Raw genomic sequence first — 18,734 nt, forward strand, 5'->3', positions numbered from 1 at the left:
CCGGGCGTCAAGTTAGCCGGCTTACGCCTTCCATGCGCAAGCCGCCATCGGCTCCCTCGGTCCAGGCCGCGGTGGCGCCATCAGGCAGCCGCTTCGCCTTCACCTTGAACGGCGCGCCGGCGATCAGCGGCGCGACGCCGCGATAGTCGAGCTTGATCGGCTCGCCGCCCGAGAGCGTCGCGATGATGTTGAGGATCAGCGTTGCCTGGATCGGCCCGTGCACGACAAGCCCGGCATAGCCTTCCTCTTCCGTGACATAAGGATAGTCGTAGTGGATGCGGTGGCCGTTGAAGGTGATCGCCGAATAGCGGAACAGGAAGACCGGCGAGCTTTCGACCTCCCAGGTCAGGTCGGCCTCGCGCGGTTCGGCCGTGGCAGGGGCGGCGGCTGCTGGCGCACCGGGCTTCGCGGCCTCGCGGTAGACGATGTTGTGCCGCTCGCGCAGCGCCACGCCGCGGGGCGTGACGATCTCATGGTCGACCGCGACGAAGCAGAGCGGCCCGGTTCGGCCCTCCTTGTAGGAGACGTCGCCGATCGTGGAGCGCCGCGTCACCTCGTCGCCGATGCGCAGCGGGGAGAGGGTCTCGATCGTCCCACCGGCCCACATCCGGCGCGGCAGCGGCACGGGTGGCAGGAACTCACCCTTGGCGGCATGACCGTCCCGACCGATGGCGGCCATCGGCGAGATCGGTGGCGCCAGACACCAATGCAGCGCCAGCGGCGCCTCGCCCTCGGCGCGACCGGCGAGGTGCGGCGCGAAGGTGGCATCGAAGCTTTGCACCAGCCGAGGCGTGACGACGTCGGAGGCTTCCTCGCTCCTGCCGATCCAGGATTTCAGCGCGGCGATGTCGATGGTCATCTCTGCTTCAGGCCTATCCAAGAAAAGCGCGGGGAACCCTCTCCTGGAAGGAGAGGGCAGGGTGAGGTGTAGGCCGGAACACCGGTGAAACTCGACCGGGCCGCGGTTAGCTCACGGCTGCCGTGTCAAACGGCCGACACCTCACCCAACCCTCTCCTTACAGGAGAGGGCTCCCGCGCTTGTCGTCAATAGGGCGGACCCTGTCTTGCGCGCACGGCGCGGTGGCTTTTCGGGCAATTGCCAAGCCGGATCCCGCCATGCTCGAAGCGTCTTCAAACGGATGGAGCAAACCCCATGACCCATTTCATCAATGGCCGCCAGGTCGCCGGCCGCAGCGGCGAGACCATGGCCGTGCTGGCGCCCGCGACCGGCGAGGAGTTCACCCGCATCGCCTGCGGCACCGCCGAGGACATCGACGACGCCGTCCGCGCCGCACGCGCCGCCTATGAGGGCGCCTGGGGCAGGTTCACCGCCGCCGAGCGCGGCCGGCTGATCGCGAAGCTTGCCGCCAAGGCTGCCGACCACTTCGACGAGCTGGCGAAGATCGAGGCGCGCGACACCGGCAAGCCGATGGCGCAGGCCAGGGCCGATATCGAGGCGACCGTGCGCTATTTCGAGTTCTATGGCGGCGCGGCCGACAAGGTGCACGGCCACGTCATCCCGTTCCTCAATGGCTACACGGTCAACGTCGTGCACGAGCCGCATGGCGTCACCGGCCATATCCTGCCCTGGAACTACCCGGCGCAGATGTTCGGCCGCTCGCTGACCGCCTCGCTCGCCATGGGCAATGCCGTCGTGCTCAAGCCCGCCGAGGAGGCCTGCCAGACCGCCTTGCGCCTCGCCGAGCTCGCCAGCGAGGTCGGCTTCCCCGATGGCGCGATCAACATCGTCACCGGCCGCGGCCATGAGGCCGGCGCGGCGCTCACCGCCCATCCCGGCATCGGCTTCATGTCCTTCACCGGCTCGCCCGAGACCGGCAAGCTGGTGCAGAAGGCCTGTGCCGAGAACCTGATCGCCTGCACGCTCGAGCTCGGCGGCAAGTCGCCGCAGATCGTCTTCAGCGATGCCGATTTCGACGCGGCGGTGCCGATCGTCTGCAAGGCCATCGTCCAGAACACCGGGCAGACCTGCTCGGCCGGCAGCCGCGTGCTGGTCCAGAAGGAGGTCTATGACGAGTTCGTCGGCGCCGTCGCCAAGGAGTTCGTCAAGCTGCGCGCCGGCACACCCGAGATGGACCTCGATTGCGGCCCGGTGATCAACGCCAGGCAGCGCAGCCGCGTGCAAAGCTTCGTCGATCAGGCGCGCGAGCAGGGTATCCCGCTTCTCGCCGAGGGCCAGATCGCGCAGGGCGTGCCCAATGGCGGCTTCTACGTCACGCCGACCCTGTTCGGCCCGGTGCCGCGCGGCAACAGGCTGGAGCAGGAGGAGGTTTTTGGCCCGGTCCTCTCCGCCTTCCCTTTCGAGGACGAGGGCGACGCGATCAAGCTCGCCAATGCGACGTCCTATGGCCTTGTCGCAGGGGTCTGGACCAGGGATGGCGGCCGCCAGCAGCGCGTCGCCAAGGGCGTCCGCGTCGGCCAGGTCTTCATCAACGGCTACGGCGCCGGCGGCGGCATCGAACTGCCTTTCGGTGGCATGGGCAAGAGCGGCCACGGCCGCGAGAAGGGTTTTTTGGCGCTGGAAGAGTTCGCGGTCACCAAGACCATCGTGCACAAGCACGGATAAACGCGACGGCGCAGAACAACGCGCGGGGAACCCTCTCCTGTAAGGAGAGGGCAGGGTGAGGTGTAGGCCAGAACACCAGTGAAACTCGGTGGGGACGGCGGTTAGGTCACGGCAGCAGTGTCAAACGGCCGACACCTCACCCCACCCTCTCCTTACAGGAGAGGGCTCCCGCGCCTTACATCAAAACCCCGCACTTCACATCAGAATGACGTGCCGGATCGTCCGCCCTTCCGCCAGCGCGTCAAAACCTTCGTTGATCCCGTCGAGCCCGCTCGTGCTGGTCAGCAGCCTGTCGACGGGCAGCTTGCCGCGCAGGTAGAGGTCGATGAAGCGCGGGATGTCGCGCACGGGGATGCAGCTGCCGACATAGGAGCCCTTCAGCGTCCGCTCCTCGGCGACAAGCCGCACCGGCGACAGCGAGAGCGAATGGGCCGGATTGGCGAGGCCGGCGGTCGTCGTCGTGCCGCCGCGCCGCGTGATCTGGTAGGCGAGGTCGAGCGCCTTGACCGAGCCGGCCATTTCCAGCCCGTGATCGACGCCACCCTTGGTCGCTGCCCTGATCTTCTCGACCACGTCGGCATCGGCGGCGTTGAACGTGTCGGTCGCGCCGAGTTCACGTGCGATCCTGAGCTTGTCCTCCGCCAGGTCGACCGCGATGACGCGCGAGGCGCCCGAGGCCACTGCGCCGAGGAGCGCGCTCAGCCCGACGCCGCCCAGCCCCACTACAGCAATGGTCTCGCCGGCGCGAACCTTCGCCGTGTTCACCACGGCGCCGACGCCGGTCAGCACGGCGCAGCCGAACAGGGCGGCGATCTCGTGCGGGATATCGGCCTCGACCTTCACCAGCGAATGGCGCGAGATCACGGCGTATTCGGCAAAGGCGGAGACGCCGATATGGTGATGCACCGGCTTGCCCCCGGCCGAGAGCCGCCGCCCGCCGCCGATCAGCTCGCCGATCCCGTTGGCAGCATTGCCGGGCTCGCACAAAGCCGGCCGGCCCTCGCTGCACGGCGCGCAATGGCCGCAGGAGGGCACGAAGACCATGATGACGCGGTCGCCCTTCTTGAGGTCGCTCACGCCGGCGCCGGGCTCGACGACCTCGCCCGCCGCCTCGTGGCCGAGCACCATCGGCACCGGGCGCGGCCGGTTGCCGTCGATCACCGAGAGGTCGGAATGGCACAGGCCCGCTGCCCGCACCCGCACCAGCACCTCGTCATGGCCGGGCGGCGCGAGCTCGACCTCCTCGATCGCGAGCGGCTTGGTCTGCGCATAGGGCGCGGCGACGGGGCTGGCATTCAGGACGGCGGCGCGGATCTTCACGGCGTTTCCTCGAGGCTTCGCTTGGTGTTCGAGCATATCAGCCCGATTGCCTGAGCCGCTAGTTTTGGGCTCCGCCAGGAACAGCACCGCCCTTCAAGGCCTATGCTGCGTTCCGGGCGCCGCGGCTTCCGAAAGCGCCACCGTGCCGCCGGTCCTGGCCGCCTCCGCCACGGCCTCGACCACGGCCAGCGTGCGGGCCGCATCGGCGGCGCTGGTGATCGGCTGTTCCGTGCCGCGGATGACCGCGCAGAAATGCCGGAGCTGTTCGGCCAGCGGCTCGACCGGCGCCACGCTGCGATCCGCCTGCGACAGCGGCTCCCACCAGCCGGCCCGGCCCTCATGGTGCCAGTGCTCGAGCTTCGGCAGGGACAGCGAGCCCTCGCTGCCGGCGATCAGGTAGCAATGCCCCTCGCGCTGCGGATAGGCCGTGTTCTCGCCGGAGCTCAGCTCCCAGCTCCAGGGCGAGGGCGTCGCGTCCGAGACGGTCGCGGTGCCGAGCGCGCCATTGGCGAAGCGGAAGATCAGCGCTGCCGTGTCCTCGACCGGGAAGCCGCGTGTCGCGTTCGAAGCCATGGCCTGCACGCTGTCGATCTCGCCGCAGATGAAGCGGAGATTGTCGATGTCGTGGATCAGGTTGATCAGCACGGGGCCGCCACCGGGCTCGCGCCGCCAGGCGACGTCGAAGTAATCGTCGGGCTTCTTGATCAGGAAGAGCGCGTTGACCGCGACCAGTCGGCCGATCTCGCCTGATTGCACGATGCGGCGCGCCTCCTTCACGATCGGGTTGTGGCGGCGGTGATGGCCGGCGAGCACGGCGATGCCGGTGCGCGCCTGCGCCTCGACCAGCCTTTGCGCCGCAGCGACGCTCTCGGCCAGCGGCTTCTCGACCAGCACCGGCACGCCGGCTTCCAGGCAATCGACCGCGCCCGGGACATGCAGCGCGTTCGGCGTGGCGGTGATCGCGCCATCGGGCTTGATCAGCGCCAGCATCTCGCGCTGCGAGGGAAACCAGCGCGCGCCGCGTTCGGCTGCCAACGCCTGTGCCGCCTCGCTCGGGTCGCAGATCGCCGCGAGCTCGCAATCAGCGGAGGACTCGATGCGGGTGAGATGAGCGCGGCCGATCAGGCCGGCGCCGATCAGCGCGATCTGGAGCTTGGCGGTCACAGTGCAGACCCTTCACTGGAAGCGCGACCTGCCCCCTCTCCCCCTGCGGGAGAGGGCTGGGGCGAGGGGTCGCGCCGCGCTAACCGATAAATGCGGGTAAGGCGGCGCGACCCCTCATCCGTCTCGGCTTCGCCGAGCCACCTTCTCCCGCAGGGGGAGAAGGGAAGGAGCAGCACGGCTATCATGCCGCCTCCGTCATCGCGCCGCCGAGGAAGAGCTGGCCGACGCGTGGGTCGGCGAGGATGTCGGCTGCCGGACCCTGCATCCGGGTCTGGCCGAGTTCAAGCACCAGCCCCTCGTCGGATATCTCCAGGGCCGAGCGGGCGTTCTGCTCGACCATCAGGATGGTGACGCCGCGCGAGCGCAGGTCCTGCAGGATGCCGAAAGTCTCCTGCACCAGCATCGGCGAGAGCCCGATCGAGGGCTCGTCGATCAGCACGAGCTTCGGGTCGAGCAGCAGGCCGCGCACGATCTCGAGCTGCTTCTGCTCGCCGCCGGACAGGGTCGAGGCCTGCTGGTCGGCCTTGCGACGCAGCGCCGGGAAGCGGTCGAGCGCCGCCTCCAGCCGCTTCGGCATGTCGGTGATATCAGAGCCAGCCGCGACCGCGCCAAGCTCGATATTGTGGCGCACGGACAGCTCCGGGAAGATGTTGCGGCCCTGCGGCACATAGCAGATGCCGGCCTCCAGCAGCTTGCGCTGGTTCCAGTTGGTGATCTCCTTGCCCTCCAGCCGGATCTGGCCTTCGCGCACCTTGAGCAGGCCGAAGATCGCCTTGAACACGGTCGATTTGCCGGCGCCGTTCGGCCCGATCACGGTGGTGATCGCGGCGCGCCTGACCTTGAAGGTGGTGCCGTTCAGGATGGTCATGGCGCCGTAGCCGCCGACCACGCCGTCGAGTTCGAGGATATGTGCGTCCATGGCGTCGCTCCTCAATGTCCCAGATAGGCTTCGACGACCTGCGGATTGGCCCTGACCTCGGCCGGCGTGCCTTCGGCCAGCACCTTGCCCTCGGCCAGCACCACGACCCGCGTGCACAGCGACATGACGAAGTCCATGTTGTGCTCGATCACGACGAAGGTCGCGCCCTGCTCGGCATTGATGGCGCGCAGCCGCTCCTTCAGGTCGCCCAGCATGGTGAGGTTGACGCCACCCGCCGGCTCGTCGAGCAGCACGAGGCGGGGGCCGGCCATGAAGGCCATGGCGGCGTCGAGCAGCTTCTGCTGGCCGTAGGAGAGCCCGCCGGCCTTGGCGTCGACGAGATGGCCGAGCTTGAAGAAGCCGATCATTGTGTCGGCCTTCTCGGAGAGGCCGGCATCGCGCCGCCCGAAGAAGCGCGAGAGCATCGTGCCCTCGTGCTCCTGCCCGGCCAGGATCAGGTTCTCGCGCACCGAAAGCTCTGGGAAGACCTGCAGCAGCTGGAAGGTGCGGCTGACGCCGAGCCGGTTGAGGTCGGAGGGGCGCATGCCGGTGACGTCGCGCCCGTCGAGCTTGACCGAGCCCTCGCTCGGCTCGAGCTGGCCGAGGATGCAGTTGAACAGGGTCGACTTGCCGCAGCCATTCGGCCCGATGATGCCGAGGATCTCGCCCTCCTGCACGGCGAAGGAGACGCCGTTCACGGCCTTGATGCCGCCGAAGGCCTTGTGGATGTTGCTGACTTCGAGGACCTGACCCATCAGCGGCCTCCCGCCTTGCCGGTGAGCTTCGCCCAACCGCGCTCGATCAGCCCGCTGACGCCCTGCGGGCAGGCGATCAGCAGCAGCATGACGATGGTCGCGAAGACGATCAGGTAGAGCGAGCCGACGACGCGCAGCCATTCCGGCAGGACGACGCCAAGCAGCGCGCCGATGAAGGGGCCGAGCAGGTAGCCCGAGCCGCCCGCGACGACCATCAGCAGCAGGAAGAAGCTCTGCGACAGCGAGAAGGGCGAGGGGTCGATGAACTCGACCAGCGGCGCGTAGAGCGCCCCGGCGAAGCCGGCATAGGCCGAGCCGATCGCGAAGGCGAGCAGCGTGTACATGCGGGTGTCGACGCCGAGGCTGGCGGCGCGGACCGGGTTCTCGCGCAGCGCCATGAAGGCGCGGCCCCAGGGGGAGCGGATCATCCACCACAGCGCGGCCGCGAGGATGAAGGTCACGACCACGACGAAGCGGTGGAATTCCAGCGCGCCGTCGAGCTTTACGCTGAGGAAGCTTGGCCGCGGGATGTTGGAGAGGCCGAAGACGCCGCCGGTGAGCCATTGCTCGTTGCGCAGGATCAGCCAGATCAATGTCGAGAAGGCGAGCGTGACGAAGGCGAGATAATGCGCCTGGACCCGCAAGGCCGGGAAGCCGAGCACGAGCCCGACCGCGAAGGTCAGCAGGCCCGAGATCGCGAAGGCGGCGTACCAGTTCAGTCCGAGCTTGCTGGTCAGCAGCGCCGTCGCATAGGCGCCCAAGCCCATGAAGGCGGCCTGCGCCAGCGATTTCAGGCCGGCATAGCCGAGCGTCAGGTTCAGCCCCATCACGGCGATGCTCATCACCAGCCAGAGCGAGAGTACGTAGGTGCCGTAGCGGCCCATGCCGGCCGGCGCGAACCAGAGGATGGCGGCGCCGAGCACGAGCGTGACCAGCGTGCCGTCGATGGAGCTGGGGAGGGCGAGGCCGCGCCGCTCGGTCGCTGCGCCATGGGTTGCGGGCGCGGTCATACCCGGCGCTCCTCTTTGCGGCCCATCAGGCCTTCCGGCTTGAGCAGGATGATGACGACGAGCAGGACGAGCGGCACGGCCAGCCGGTAGGAGGTCGAGATGTAGGCTGCGGCCATGCTGTCGACTATGCCCACGACAAGCCCGCCGACCAACGCGCCGCGCACCTGGTTGAAGCCGCCGACGATGGCCGCGATGAAGGCGAACAGGCCGATGACCTCGCCATTCGAGAATTTCGCCAGGTAGATCGGCGAGATCAGCGCGGAGGCGACGACTGCCAGCGCGGCGTTGATGACGAAGGTCAGCAGCACCATGCGCTCCACGGGGATGCCGAGGATGCGCGCCACCGTCGGGTTCTGCGCCGTCGCCTGCATCTGCCGGCCGAGCCTTGTGCCGCCGACGAACCATTGCAACAGGCCGATCACAGCGAAGGCGACGATGATGATGGCGAGATGCTGCAGCGAGATCGAGGCGCCGAACACGGAAATGGTCTGCGTCGGCACGAAGGAGGGGAAGTTCTGCGCCTCGGCCGAGAACGCGTCCTTGGCGCCTTCCTTCATGATGATCGAGAGCGCCATGGTGGCGATGGCGAGCGGCAGCACGCCATGCTTGATCATCGGATCGACCACCGCGAGCTTGAAGCCGGCGCCGAAGATCAGGATGAAGGCGGCGATGCCGATCAGTGCACCCAGCCAGATGGGAGCGCCAAAGAGCTTGATCGCGAGCAGCACCAGCACGGCCGGCAGCATGACGAACTCGCCCTGGGCGAAGTTGATCGTCTGCGAGGTCTGCCAGACCAGCGTGAAGCCGATGGCGGCCAGAGCATAGATCGCGCCCGTGGCGATGCCGGCGATGAGATAGGCGATGAATTCAGCCATGGCGGGCTCTCGCTCGTGTGGCGCGTCGGAAGGAGGTTCTTCCCTTCTCCCCCTGCGGGAGAAGGTGGCCCGAAGGGCCGGATGAGGGGTCGCTCAGGTCTATCCGGCGAACAGCCTATCCGACGCGATTAAAGCTGCGAGCGTTGCGCGACCCCTCATACGTCTCGGCTTCGCCGAGCCACCTTCTCCCGCACCAAAATCGGGCGTTCCCGACTTTGGCACCTATATCTGCCCATCTCGGGCAAGCCCGAGATGGGTGGGAGAAGGGAGAGGACGCGGCTCGTCAGCCCTTACGGCTTGATCTTCGGCAGCGTCGCCGTGATCACCTGCTTGCCATCCTTGACCTCGGCCAGGAAGCTCTCGCGGTCGAGGTCGCCATTCTGCTCGATCGTAGTCTCGATCATGATGCCAGGCTCGTCCGAGGGCTTGATCGTCGCGCCGCGCAGCGTGTCGGCGACGCCCTTCTTGTCGAACGTCTTCTGCTTCTCGGTCGCCCACTTGATCATGTAGACGGCCATGTAGCCCTTCAGGCCGTTATGGTCGGAGACGTAGTTGTACTTGGCCTGAAACTTCTTGCCGAATTCCTGGAAGGCCGGGATCGGCGCGTCGATCGACAGGCCGACATGGCCCTTGACGCCGTTGGCGGCTTCGCCCGCGAGCTCGATCACCTTGGAGCCGAGCAGAGTGGTCTCGCCGACCATCGGCTTGGTGACGCCCTGCTGCTTGGCGGCGCGCAGGAAGCGGGCGCTTTCCTCCTCGTTCAGGTAGACGAAGATCGCGTCGGCATTGGAGTTCTTGACCTTGATCGCGTCGGCGGCGAAGTCGGCCTGGCCCTGCTCGGTCGCGACGTCGACGGCGACCTTGATGCCGGCCTTCTCGAGCTCGGGGAGGATCGCGTCGCGGCCGCCCTTGCCGAAGTCGTTATTGACCCAGACCACGGCGACCGAACCGGCCTTGACGGTGTTCTTGAGATAGGCCGCGATCTTCGGCATCGCCGCCGTCTGGCTGAGTGAGGTGCGGAACAGGTACTTGTTGCCCTGCATGGTCAGGTTGGCGGCCTCGCCGCCGACGAACTGGGCGATCTCGGCGCGCTGCGCGATCTGCATGGAGGCGCCGATCGGGCCGGAGAAGACCGGGCCGAGCACGGCATAGGTGCCCTCGTCGATGGCGCGCTGCACGGCGGCGCGGGTGTTCCCCGGATTGGTCTGGGTGTCGTAATGGGTGATCTCGATCTGCTTGCCGAGGATGCCGCCCTTGGCGTTGATGTCGGCGACGGCGAGGTCGATGCCGTTCTTCCAGTTGGTGCCGGCGGTCGCGCCCGCGCCCGAGAGCTCGACCACGTCGACGAGCTTGACCTTGTCCTGCGCCAAGGCCGGCAAGCCCAAGGCCGCGCTCAGCGCCGTGGCCAGAATCCACTGCATTTTCATAATGTTGCTTCCTCTACTTGAATCAGTTTCTTGTCTCGCCCGGCCCCGTGCCGGGTTAGTCTCACGCGGCTCGTTCCGCCTCGGCCCGCTCCGCCATGACCCTGTCGAACGTCTCGCTCATCGCGGTCTCGGACGGCTCGGCGCCGGTGAACAGCCGGAACGCGTCGAGTGCCTGGTGGATCGCCAGCTCCCGCCCGGTCATCACCGTCGCATCAGCCTTTTGCGCGGCGAGCAGGAGCGGCGTCCAGAGCGGGTGGTAGACCGCGTCAGCCACCCATTGCGCGGCCTCGATCAGCGTCGGCGGCACGGGCGTGTCCCGGTTTGGCAGCATGCCGAGCGGTGTGGCGTTGACGATGCCGGCAGCGCCCTCGACGGCAGCCGCGACGCTGCCCGAAATCTCGACATCCGCGCGCCGTTCGAGCAGCCGGGCGAGGGCTGCCGTCTTGTCGCGGTCGAGGTCGAACAGGCGCAGGCGGGTGACGCCGCAGGAGATCAGCGCAAACGCGATCGCCCGGCCGACCCCGCCCGCGCCGATGATCGCGACCGGCCGGTCGCCGTCCCGGCGCTTCAGGTTGCGATAGGCGGCGGCGAAGCCGCTCGCATCGGTGTTGTGGCCGACGAGTTCGCCATCCTCGACAACGACGGTGTTGACCGCGCCGATCGCCTCGGCCTCGGGCGAGAGCCGGTTGAGCAGCGGGACCACGGCCTCTTTGTAGGGGAAGGTGACGTTGGCGCCGGCGAAGCCGAGCCGGCAGATTCCTTCGAGCATCACGGCGAGATCGGTGCGCCCGGCGCCGGCGACCTCGATCAGGTGGTAATGCGCCTCGAAGCCGGCCGCCCGCGCCGCCGCCTCGTGCATGGCTGGCGAGGCCGAATGGGCGATCGGCGAGCCGATCAGCCCGAGCAGCACGCGCTGCGCCTTCTTCGCTGTGGCAAATACCGCCATGTCTCTCCCTCGGTCACCCGTCTGATAGCGGGTGTGCCATAGCTCAGATAGACAGATTTGGCTTCATAACGCGATAACCAATCCGTCGTGATTACCTAACCCGATGTTATCTTTTGGGCGACATCGACTCGCGACTGCGCTGGGCGTGGCGATACCACGGCATTCATCTCCTCGCGCAGCAATTTCACGAAGGTTTCGGCGTTGAGCGAGGGCGCCTTGTCGTTCTTGATCGCGACATAGGTCTGGAACTGCGTCGGCTCCTCGATCGGGACAGCGACGATGCCCTGCATCGAGCCATGCGCCACGGTGAGCTGGTCGATCACGGCGATGCCGAGCCCGGCCCGGACCAGCGAGCACACGGTGGTGCCGAAGCGCGCCTTGATCCGCATGTCATAGGCCAGGCCCTGCCGGCTGAAGATCTCGCTCATCACGCGGCGGCGAAGCGCTGAAGCGAGGCTTCACCGGCAATGACGGGGGAGCGAGGCGTTCGAGCGCCTCAGCGTCAATTCGTGCTCGGCAGCTTCTTGGCCTGCTTCGCATAGTCCTGCAGCATCGGCAGGGCTTTGCTCGCAAAGCTCTTCAGTTCCTCGTCGCTGCCGGACTGGGCATAGGCCGCGAACATCGCCTCCGTCTCCTCGTTCGCCTTCTGCTGGGCGAGCACATAGGCGCGGTCGAATTCCGCGCCTTGGAGGTTGCCGAGGTCGCGCAGGACCGCCAGGCGCTTCTCGTCGGGCATGTCGGGCGCGCTGATGCCGGAGCGCTTCGCCAGGATCTGGCGCAGGCCGGTGCCGAGCGTCGTGCGGTCATTGACCGCCTGATGCGCGAATGTCTTGATCTCGGTCGAGTTGCTCTTCTGCAAGGCGAGGGTGCCGGCCTCGACCGCGAACATGTTCGAGACCGAGGCCTCGGCGATGAATTGCTCGGCCTGGGGCGTCTGCGCCCGCAGCGGCAGGGCCGCGAGGGCGAGCACTGCCAGCCCAAGCAGGAACGGTTTCAGAATCATCGGGGTTCCGCCGGTTTCCATGGATAGCCATGGAACGACCGAACCGGCGCGAGGTTCCCTGCGATGCTAAAAGCGCTTCCGCCTCACAGCACTTCGCGCACGCGCTCCAGCGTCGAGTCCATGTGCCGGCCGATGATTTCGGAGAGCGTGTCGGAGTCCCGCTTCAGCAGGGCCACCATCATCTCTTCGTGCTCGGCCACGGCGCCGGCCCATTTCACCGGGCCTTCATTGCCGATGAAGCGCAGCCGCTTGATCCGCGACTGCAAGGTGCTGTGCATTTCGACCAGCACGTCATTGCCGGAGGAGGCGACGAAGGCGCTGTGGATCGCCTGGTTGAGCTTGAAATATTCGAGCCGGTTGCCGGCCCGGTAGAGCTCCATCATCTCGATGTGCAGCGCGTTGATCGCCGCGACCGCGGCGTCGCTCGCCTGCTCGCAGGTCATCCGGGCGCCAAGCTGCTCGAGCGCCTTGAGCACCTGCAGGACCTGGTAGAGGTCCTTGGCGGTGAACCTGCGCACGACGGCGCCCTTGGCCGGCTGGATCTCGACCAGGCCCTCGCTGGCGAGCGTCTTGATCGCCTCGCGCAAGGGCGTGCGCGAGACGCCGAGCTGCGCGCCGACCTGGCCCTCGTTGATGCGCTGGCCCGGCCCTAGCCGGCCCTCGATGATCATGTCGCGCAGGCGTTCCAGCACCTCTTCGTGCAAGGTGCGGCGCGTGATGCGCGGGTAGAGCTCGGGCGCTTCGCTGGTGATGTCAGCCTCGCTTGTCATTGCCGCTCCATTTACATCGTTACGGCATGGGCTCCTCGGCCTGTCAACGCGCCCCGACGGCCCGCTCCACTTGGTTCTCGGCGAAAATCGCGTCTTGCCGGAGCCTGGTCTGCAGCAGGATCGAGCTTTCGTCGATCTCGACATCGCCGAATTTGATCGCCTCGCCGGCCTTGACCGGGCGCGTCAGCTTGCGGTCGGCGATGAGGTAGAACGGGGCAGGGCGCTCGGCTGCAAGCGCTGCCGCCGGGCGCATCTCGGCACCGACGCCGTCGATGTTGTGGTGATGGCCGCCCATGTGCAGCACGGTGCCGGCGGGCAGATCGCGCTGCGCCACCGCGACGAGGTCGTGGCGCGGACGGTAGTCGTCGCCGTAGCCGGAGCGGCCGAGCCCGACCGCGTCGAGCACGCTGGTCGCGGCCTCGACGCCGAGCAGGTGGCGCGGCAGGTAGATCATCGCCGTGCCGGCGGCGCGGCTGACGACATGGCCCTTGCCTGCGAGCACCTCCCAGGTCGTGTCGTCCTCGCAGCGCACGACGATGAAGACGCCGCCGGCGAAGCTCGCTTCCTCGGCGAGGCGGATGTGGTGGAAGACGTCGACCCGGTTCGTGCCCGAGATCAACCCGCCCTGGCGCTGCCCGGCGAAGAGGTCGGCGAGCTCCGGAATGCGCGCCGGCGGCGAGTGGAAGGCCGGCGTGTCGGCGGAGAGCCCGGTCGCATTGGCGACCAGCGTCATCTCGCAGAGATCGGGCACCGCCCGCAGCGGGAAGGCGGAACCCAGGATGCGGGCGCGCTCGGCGCTGACGGAGACGGCTGGGCGCTCGCCTGCCAGCCAATGCTCGCGCAGTTCCGGCAGGGGCTTGGTGACGCCGTTGCAGGCGACGTCGCCGGTCTTGGCGTCGAGCACGAAGTCGTATTCGCTCGACTTGCCCGCGGCGATGATCTCGAGCCCGAGCACCTCGGCCCAGGTCACGAGCGCGATCAGCAGGCTCGGCTGGTCGCCATCGACGGGGGTGACGACCACGCCCTTCTCTTTCGCCAGATGGGCGAGGGCCGGCCCGACCACGCTATCGGCCTCCTTCGAGACCAGCGCGACATGTTTGCCGGCCGCGATTGCTGCCAGCGTATGGCGGGTGGCCGCTTCCGGCCCGCCGGTGGCTTCGATCAGCACGTCGAAGGGCAGGCCGATCACGGTGTCGAGCTTGCCGGCGGCAACGTAGCGGCCGCCATCCCAGGCCACCTTGGCCTCGGCTGCGGTCTCGCAGGTCGCAATCTCGCCGGCCGGAATGCCCGCCGACGCCATCGCGCGTGCCGCGCCGTCCGCGGTCATGTCCACGGCGATGCGCGCATTCACGAGCTTCATCCGCCTGGCCTGGCCCAAAAAGCTCTGGCCGAAGCTGCCGCTGCCCACGAGGCAGGTTTCCACCGGCTTCTTGATGCTGGCGTAATGCGCGTGAAAGTTCATGCTGTGCCTCCCGTATCGGTACCCGTCACGACTCTTGGACGGTCGCCGTTACAGCCGTTCTACAACAATCGGATTATGCTGCATACAGCATACTTGTTGCCTCAAGCCTAGCATGCTAGGTCAAACGGCAAGCCGAAGCTGCGGAGAACGAGAACATGGAAACGCGCGCGAACGGACCCTTGCCCACCATCGCCGTCGCCATGGGCGACCCTTCGGGCATCAGCCCGGAACTGCTGGCCCGCATCCTGGCCGAGCCGGACCTGCGCTCCTGCGCCCGCTATGTCGTCTTCGGCGACAAGCGCCTGCTCGATCTCGGCGCTGCCGACGGCAAGGCCGACCCCGACGTGCTGGTGATCAAGGACGGCGACGAGATCCCGGCCGAATCCGCCAGGCCGGTCTTCGTCGATCTCGGCAGCTTCGATCCCGCGACGCAGCTCGAGCGCGGCAAGGCGACGCTTGCCGGCGGCACTTTCGCCACCGGGAACTTCCGCCGTGCCCTGCGCTTCGCCAATGACGGCAAGGCCGACGCCGTCTTCTTCACGCCCTTCAACAAGGCGGCGATGCGCTTCGCCTATCCCGAATATGACGACGAGATCCGCTTCGTGCGCGATGCGATCGGCTTCGAGGGCGCCGCGAGCGAGTTCAACGTGCTCGACGGCCTGTGGAATTGCCGCGTCACCTCGCATATCCCGCTCTCAGAGGTCGCCAAGAACGTCACCCAGGAGCGCATCTTGCGCTCGCTGACGCTGGCCGACGCCAACCTGCGCACCGCCGGCTTCAACCCGCCGCGCATCGCGGTCGCGGGCATCAACCCCCATGCCGGCGATGGCGGCAATTTCGGCCGCGACGAGATCGACACGATCGAGCCTGCGGTGAAGACGGCCAAGGCCAGGGGCTTCACGGTCGAGGGGCCGTTCCCCTCCGATACCGTCTTCCTGCGCGCCAGGAACGGCGATTTCGACGCCGTCCTGACCATGTACCATGACCAGGGCCAGATCGCGATGAAGCTGATCGGCTTCGACAAGGGCGTCACGCTGATCGGCGGCTTCCCGTTCCCGATCTGCACGCCGGCTCACGGCACGGCCTACGAGATCGCCGGCAAGGGCATCGCCAATCTCGGCGCCACCCGCGCCGCGCTGACGCTCGCCATCAAGATGGCCAATGAAGGAAAGGCGGCGCGCAAGGCCGCGGCCTGAGTTTCGAACTTAATCAGAGGGCGGCCGTTTCATGAGCCGCCCGACAGCCAATCAACCAGGGAGAGACGCATGAAGAATCTCTGCATCGCAGCCGGCCTCGCCGCTGCTTCCGTCAGCTTCGCCGGCGCGGCCCAGGCCTGGCAGCCGACCAAGCCGGTCGAGTTCGTCGTCACCTCCGGCCCGGGCGGCGGCACCGACAATTTCGCCCGCGTCATCCAGTCGATCATCACCAAGAACAAGCTGTTCGACCAGCCGATCGTGGTGGTCAACAAGGGCGGCGGCTCGGGCGCCGAGGGCTATGTCTATGGCAGGCAGAACAAGAGCGACCCGCACCGCGTCATCTTCGGCACCAACAACGCCTATCTGCTGCCCTACGTCGCCAAGCTCGGCTACAAGTACTCCGACCTGACCCCGGTCGCGGCGCTGGCGCTCGACGAGTTCATCATCTGGGTCAATGGCAGCGCGCCCTATAACGACGCCAAGAGCTATATCGAGGCGGTCAAGGCCAAGCCCGGCACCTTCAAGATGGCGGGCAGCCAGTCGAAGGACACCGACCAGACGCTGACCGCGATGATCCAGCTCGCGACCGGCGCCAAGTGGATTTACGTGCCGTTCCAGGGCGGTGGCGCCGCGGCGGTGCAGCTCGCCGGCGCGCATGTCGATTCCAACACCAATAATCCCAACGAGAATGTCGGCCAGTGGAAGGCCGGGCAGGTCAAGCCGCTCTGCGTCTTCTCGCCGGTCCGCCTCGCCAAGAGCGACCCGGTCTTCGAGGGCAAGGGCTGGGGCGACATCCAGACCTGCAAGGAAGCGGGCCTGCCGCTCGAGACCTTCCAGATGCCGCGCACCGTCTGGCTGCCGGCCGACGTCCCGGCCGATGCCGTGACCTTCTACGCCGACATCATGGAGAAGGTCTCCAAGACGCCGGAATGGCAGGAATTCGTCAGCCGCACCGCGCAGACCGGCCGCTTCATGAAGGGCAAGGAATTCGCCGACTTCGTCGCCAAGGACGATGCGGCCAATGCCAAGGTCTTCGAGGCCGAAGGCTGGGTGGTGAAATAACCGCCGCCATCGTTCAGTGTCATCCTGGGCGACCGCAGGTCGGCCTGGGATCCATCATGGAGCGGTGCCCTTCGATGGATCTCGGCGCTGCGCTTCGCTCCGGCCGGGATGATGCGTGAAAACGCTGCGACGGCCGGCGCCGATCAAAAAGGGAGCGCGCTCATGATCACCCGCTTCTGGGCCGAATCCGCGACCGCCGTGGCGACGATGGCCTTTGGGCTGATCATCGTCTACGGCGCGCTCGAATTCGGCATCGGCTGGGATTCATCCGGACCCCAGCCCGGCGCCTTCCCGTTCTATACCGGGCTGCTCGTCGCGCTCGCCAGCCTCGGCACACTTGCGCTGACCATCGGCAGGCGCATTGCCGGCAACGCCGGGCTGCAGGAAAGTTTCCTCGACGCCGAGCGCTTCAAGCGCGTCGCTTCGTTCTTCCTGCCGCTGCTCGCCTTCGTCGTGCTCAGCGTCACGCTCGGCATGTACGTGGCGACGATCCTCTACCTCGTCTTCGCCATGCGCTTCCAGGGCGGCTACGGCTGGCTGCCCTCGCTGGCCACGGCCTTCGGAGCCGCGGCCTTCTTCTATCTCGCGCTGGAGAAGTTCTTCCAGATCGGCCTGCTCAAGGGGCCGCTCGAGCCGCTGCTCGGCCTCTGACCCTGCAATATCTGGAACAGGTGCCCGCTCATGGATAACGTCGCCTCCCTGATGCACGGCTTTTCGGTGGCGCTGACCACGCACCACATCCTGCTGATGATGGCGGGCGTGCTGCTCGGCATCCTCGTCGGAGTCCTGCCGGGCCTGGGCGCGCCCAATGGCGTCTCGCTGCTGCTGCCGCTGACCTTCAGCATGGACCCGGTCTCGGCCATCATCCTGCTGACCTCGCTCTATTGGGGCGCGCTCTTCGGCGGCTCGACCACTTCGATCCTGTTCAATATCCCCGGCGAGCCCTCCTCGGTCGCGACCACCTTCGACGGCCACCCGATGGCCAAGCAGGGCAGGGCTACGGAAGCGCTCTCCTTCGCCTTCCTCTCCGCCGGATTCGGGGCGATGGCGGGCGTCATCCTGATCACGCTGCTCTCCGGCTGGGTCGCGAAATTCGCGCTGAAATTCTCCTCCCCCGAATATTTTGCGGTCTATTTCATGACCTTCGCCAGCTTCATCGGGCTGGGCGGCGCCTCGCCGTTGAAGGCGATCGTCTCGATGGGCGTCGGCTTCGCGCTCGCCTCGATCGGCATGGATTCGGTCTCGGGCAACGTGCGGCTCACCTTCGAGTTCGACGCGCTGCTCGGCGGCGTCAGCTTCCTGATCGCGGTCATCGGCCTGTTCGGCATCGGCGAGCTGATCATCACGATGGAGGAGGGGCTGAAGTTCGAGGGCGTCCAGGCCAAGGTTCGCATCAGCGACGTCCTGCGCACCGCCGCCAAGCTGCCGCGCTACTGGGTGGCGCTGCTGCGCTCCAGCCTGATCGGCATTTGGATGGGCATCACGCCGGGCGGGCCGACCGCAGCCTCCTTCATGAGCTACGCTATGGCCAAGCGCACCTCGCGCAACCCGGCCAAGTTCGGCAAGGGCGAGCCCGAGGGCGTGATCGCACCCGAGACGGCCGACCACGCCGCCGGCTCTTCCGCCATGCTGCCGATGCTGGCGCTCGGCATTCCCGGCTCGGCCACCGCCGCGGTGATGATGGGCGGCCTGATGATCTGGGGCCTCAACCCCGGCCCGACGCTCTTCACCGACCGGCCCGATTTCGTCTGGGGCCTGATCGCCTCGATGTATCTCGGCAATGTCGTCGCCGTCATCGTCGTGCTCGCGACCGTTCCCCTGTTTGCCTCGATCCTGCGCATCCCCTTCGCCATCATCGGGCCGATCATCGTGGCGATCTGCTTCATCGGCGCCTTCACCGTGGCCTCGAAGTCGTTCGACATCTGGCTGGCGCTCGCCTTCGGCGTGGTCGGCTACCTGTTCAAGAAGCTCGACTACCCGATCGCGCCGCTCGTGCTGGCGATGGTGATCGGCGACAAGGCCGAGGACGCCTTCCGCCAATCGATGATCTTCAGCCAGGGCTCGCTCTCGATCTTCTGGTCGAATGCGCTGGTCTCGACGCTGATGGCGATCGGCGTGGTCCTGCTGCTCCTGCCGCTGGTCGGCATGATCGCGCAGCGCTTGCGCGGCCGCACCGCCCAGAGCACGGTCTGACCGCCCATTCAAATCCCTCCCTGTCCGCCACTGCAGCCTTGCGAGATG

18 protein-coding genes are annotated in these 18,734 nt (G+C 67.2%); 5 read left to right on the forward strand and 13 right to left on the reverse strand.

Features of this window, described 5'->3' with window-relative positions:
• Positions 1-7: 7 nt before the first annotated feature.
• Positions 8-859 (reverse strand): HTD2 family dehydratase, encoded by an 852-nt coding sequence (locus tag DWF00_RS21395; RefSeq protein WP_181832684.1) that lies wholly within the window; start codon positions 857-859, stop codon positions 8-10.
• A gap of 294 nt (positions 860-1,153) precedes the next feature.
• Between DWF00_RS21395 and DWF00_RS21400 the strand changes: the two genes are divergently transcribed.
• Positions 1,154-2,584 (forward strand): aldehyde dehydrogenase family protein, encoded by a 1,431-nt coding sequence (locus DWF00_RS21400; protein ID WP_114829781.1) that lies wholly within the window; start codon positions 1,154-1,156, stop codon positions 2,582-2,584.
• 195 nt (positions 2,585-2,779) lie between these two features.
• Here DWF00_RS21400 and DWF00_RS21405 read toward each other — a convergent pair whose 3' ends face one another.
• From DWF00_RS21405 to DWF00_RS21460, 12 genes are all read right to left on the reverse strand, one after another.
• On the reverse strand, positions 2,780-3,904 hold the full coding sequence (locus DWF00_RS21405) for a zinc-dependent alcohol dehydrogenase family protein (protein WP_181832683.1): 1,125 nt from the start codon (positions 3,902-3,904) through the stop codon (positions 2,780-2,782).
• A gap of 93 nt (positions 3,905-3,997) precedes the next feature.
• Positions 3,998-5,068, reverse strand: a complete 1,071-nt coding sequence (locus DWF00_RS21410; RefSeq protein ID WP_114829779.1) for a Gfo/Idh/MocA family protein — start codon at positions 5,066-5,068, stop codon at positions 3,998-4,000.
• Between the two features lie 181 nt (positions 5,069-5,249).
• Positions 5,250-5,987: an ABC transporter ATP-binding protein gene (locus DWF00_RS21415; RefSeq protein WP_114829778.1), complete on the reverse strand. Its 738-nt coding sequence runs from the start codon at positions 5,985-5,987 to the stop codon at positions 5,250-5,252.
• Positions 5,988-5,998: 11 nt separating this feature from the next.
• Positions 5,999-6,742 carry an ABC transporter ATP-binding protein gene (locus tag DWF00_RS21420; protein ID WP_114829777.1) on the reverse strand — a complete coding sequence of 248 codons (744 nt, stop codon included), beginning with the start codon at positions 6,740-6,742 and terminating at the stop codon, positions 5,999-6,001.
• Positions 6,742-7,752 (reverse strand): branched-chain amino acid ABC transporter permease, encoded by a 1,011-nt coding sequence (locus tag DWF00_RS21425; protein WP_114829776.1) that lies wholly within the window; start codon positions 7,750-7,752, stop codon positions 6,742-6,744. Before DWF00_RS21425 ends, DWF00_RS21420 begins: the two co-directional genes overlap by 1 nt.
• Positions 7,749-8,627, reverse strand: coding sequence for a branched-chain amino acid ABC transporter permease (locus tag DWF00_RS21430; protein WP_114829775.1), 879 nt, complete (start codon positions 8,625-8,627; stop codon positions 7,749-7,751). The genes DWF00_RS21425 and DWF00_RS21430 overlap by 4 nt, the downstream gene beginning before the upstream one ends.
• Positions 8,628-8,917: 290 nt before the next feature.
• Positions 8,918-10,054: an ABC transporter substrate-binding protein gene (locus DWF00_RS21435; RefSeq protein ID WP_114829774.1), complete on the reverse strand. Its 1,137-nt coding sequence runs from the start codon at positions 10,052-10,054 to the stop codon at positions 8,918-8,920.
• A gap of 61 nt (positions 10,055-10,115) precedes the next feature.
• A complete protein-coding gene (locus DWF00_RS21440) occupies positions 10,116-11,000 on the reverse strand; it encodes a shikimate dehydrogenase (protein ID WP_114829773.1) in 885 nt (294 codons plus the stop codon).
• A gap of 95 nt (positions 11,001-11,095) precedes the next feature.
• A complete protein-coding gene (locus tag DWF00_RS21445; protein ID WP_114829772.1) occupies positions 11,096-11,428 on the reverse strand; it encodes a LysR substrate-binding domain-containing protein in 333 nt (110 codons plus the stop codon).
• Positions 11,429-11,502: 74 nt separating this feature from the next.
• Positions 11,503-12,003: a DUF4142 domain-containing protein gene (locus DWF00_RS21450; protein ID WP_181832682.1), complete on the reverse strand. Its 501-nt coding sequence runs from the start codon at positions 12,001-12,003 to the stop codon at positions 11,503-11,505.
• An 83-nt stretch (positions 12,004-12,086) separates the two neighbouring features.
• On the reverse strand, positions 12,087-12,773 hold the full coding sequence (locus tag DWF00_RS21455) for a GntR family transcriptional regulator (RefSeq protein ID WP_114829770.1): 687 nt from the start codon (positions 12,771-12,773) through the stop codon (positions 12,087-12,089).
• 43 nt (positions 12,774-12,816) lie between these two features.
• Entirely contained in the window at positions 12,817-14,235 is a 1,419-nt protein-coding gene (locus DWF00_RS21460; RefSeq protein WP_114829769.1) for an NAD(P)H-dependent oxidoreductase, read from the reverse strand.
• 155 nt (positions 14,236-14,390) lie between these two features.
• On the opposite strand from DWF00_RS21460, the gene DWF00_RS21465 reads away from it, so the two are divergent.
• The 4 genes from DWF00_RS21465 (at position 14,391) to DWF00_RS21480 (ending at position 18,686) form a co-directional block, all read left to right on the forward strand.
• Positions 14,391-15,431, forward strand: a complete 1,041-nt coding sequence (locus tag DWF00_RS21465; RefSeq protein ID WP_114829768.1) for a 4-hydroxythreonine-4-phosphate dehydrogenase PdxA — start codon at positions 14,391-14,393, stop codon at positions 15,429-15,431.
• 69 nt (positions 15,432-15,500) lie between these two features.
• Positions 15,501-16,493 (forward strand): Bug family tripartite tricarboxylate transporter substrate binding protein, encoded by a 993-nt coding sequence (locus DWF00_RS21470; protein WP_114829767.1) that lies wholly within the window; start codon positions 15,501-15,503, stop codon positions 16,491-16,493.
• Between the two features lie 162 nt (positions 16,494-16,655).
• Complete coding sequence (locus DWF00_RS21475) at positions 16,656-17,144, forward strand: tripartite tricarboxylate transporter TctB family protein (RefSeq protein WP_245974171.1); 489 nt, start codon at positions 16,656-16,658, stop codon at positions 17,142-17,144.
• 30 nt (positions 17,145-17,174) lie between these two features.
• On the forward strand, positions 17,175-18,686 hold the full coding sequence (locus DWF00_RS21480; protein WP_114829766.1) for a tripartite tricarboxylate transporter permease: 1,512 nt from the start codon (positions 17,175-17,177) through the stop codon (positions 18,684-18,686).
• Positions 18,687-18,734 lie beyond the last annotated feature (48 nt).

It is taken from the genome of Allobosea caraganae (assembly GCF_003351345.1).
Taxonomy (GTDB): Bacteria; Pseudomonadota; Alphaproteobacteria; order Rhizobiales; family Beijerinckiaceae; genus Allobosea; species Allobosea caraganae.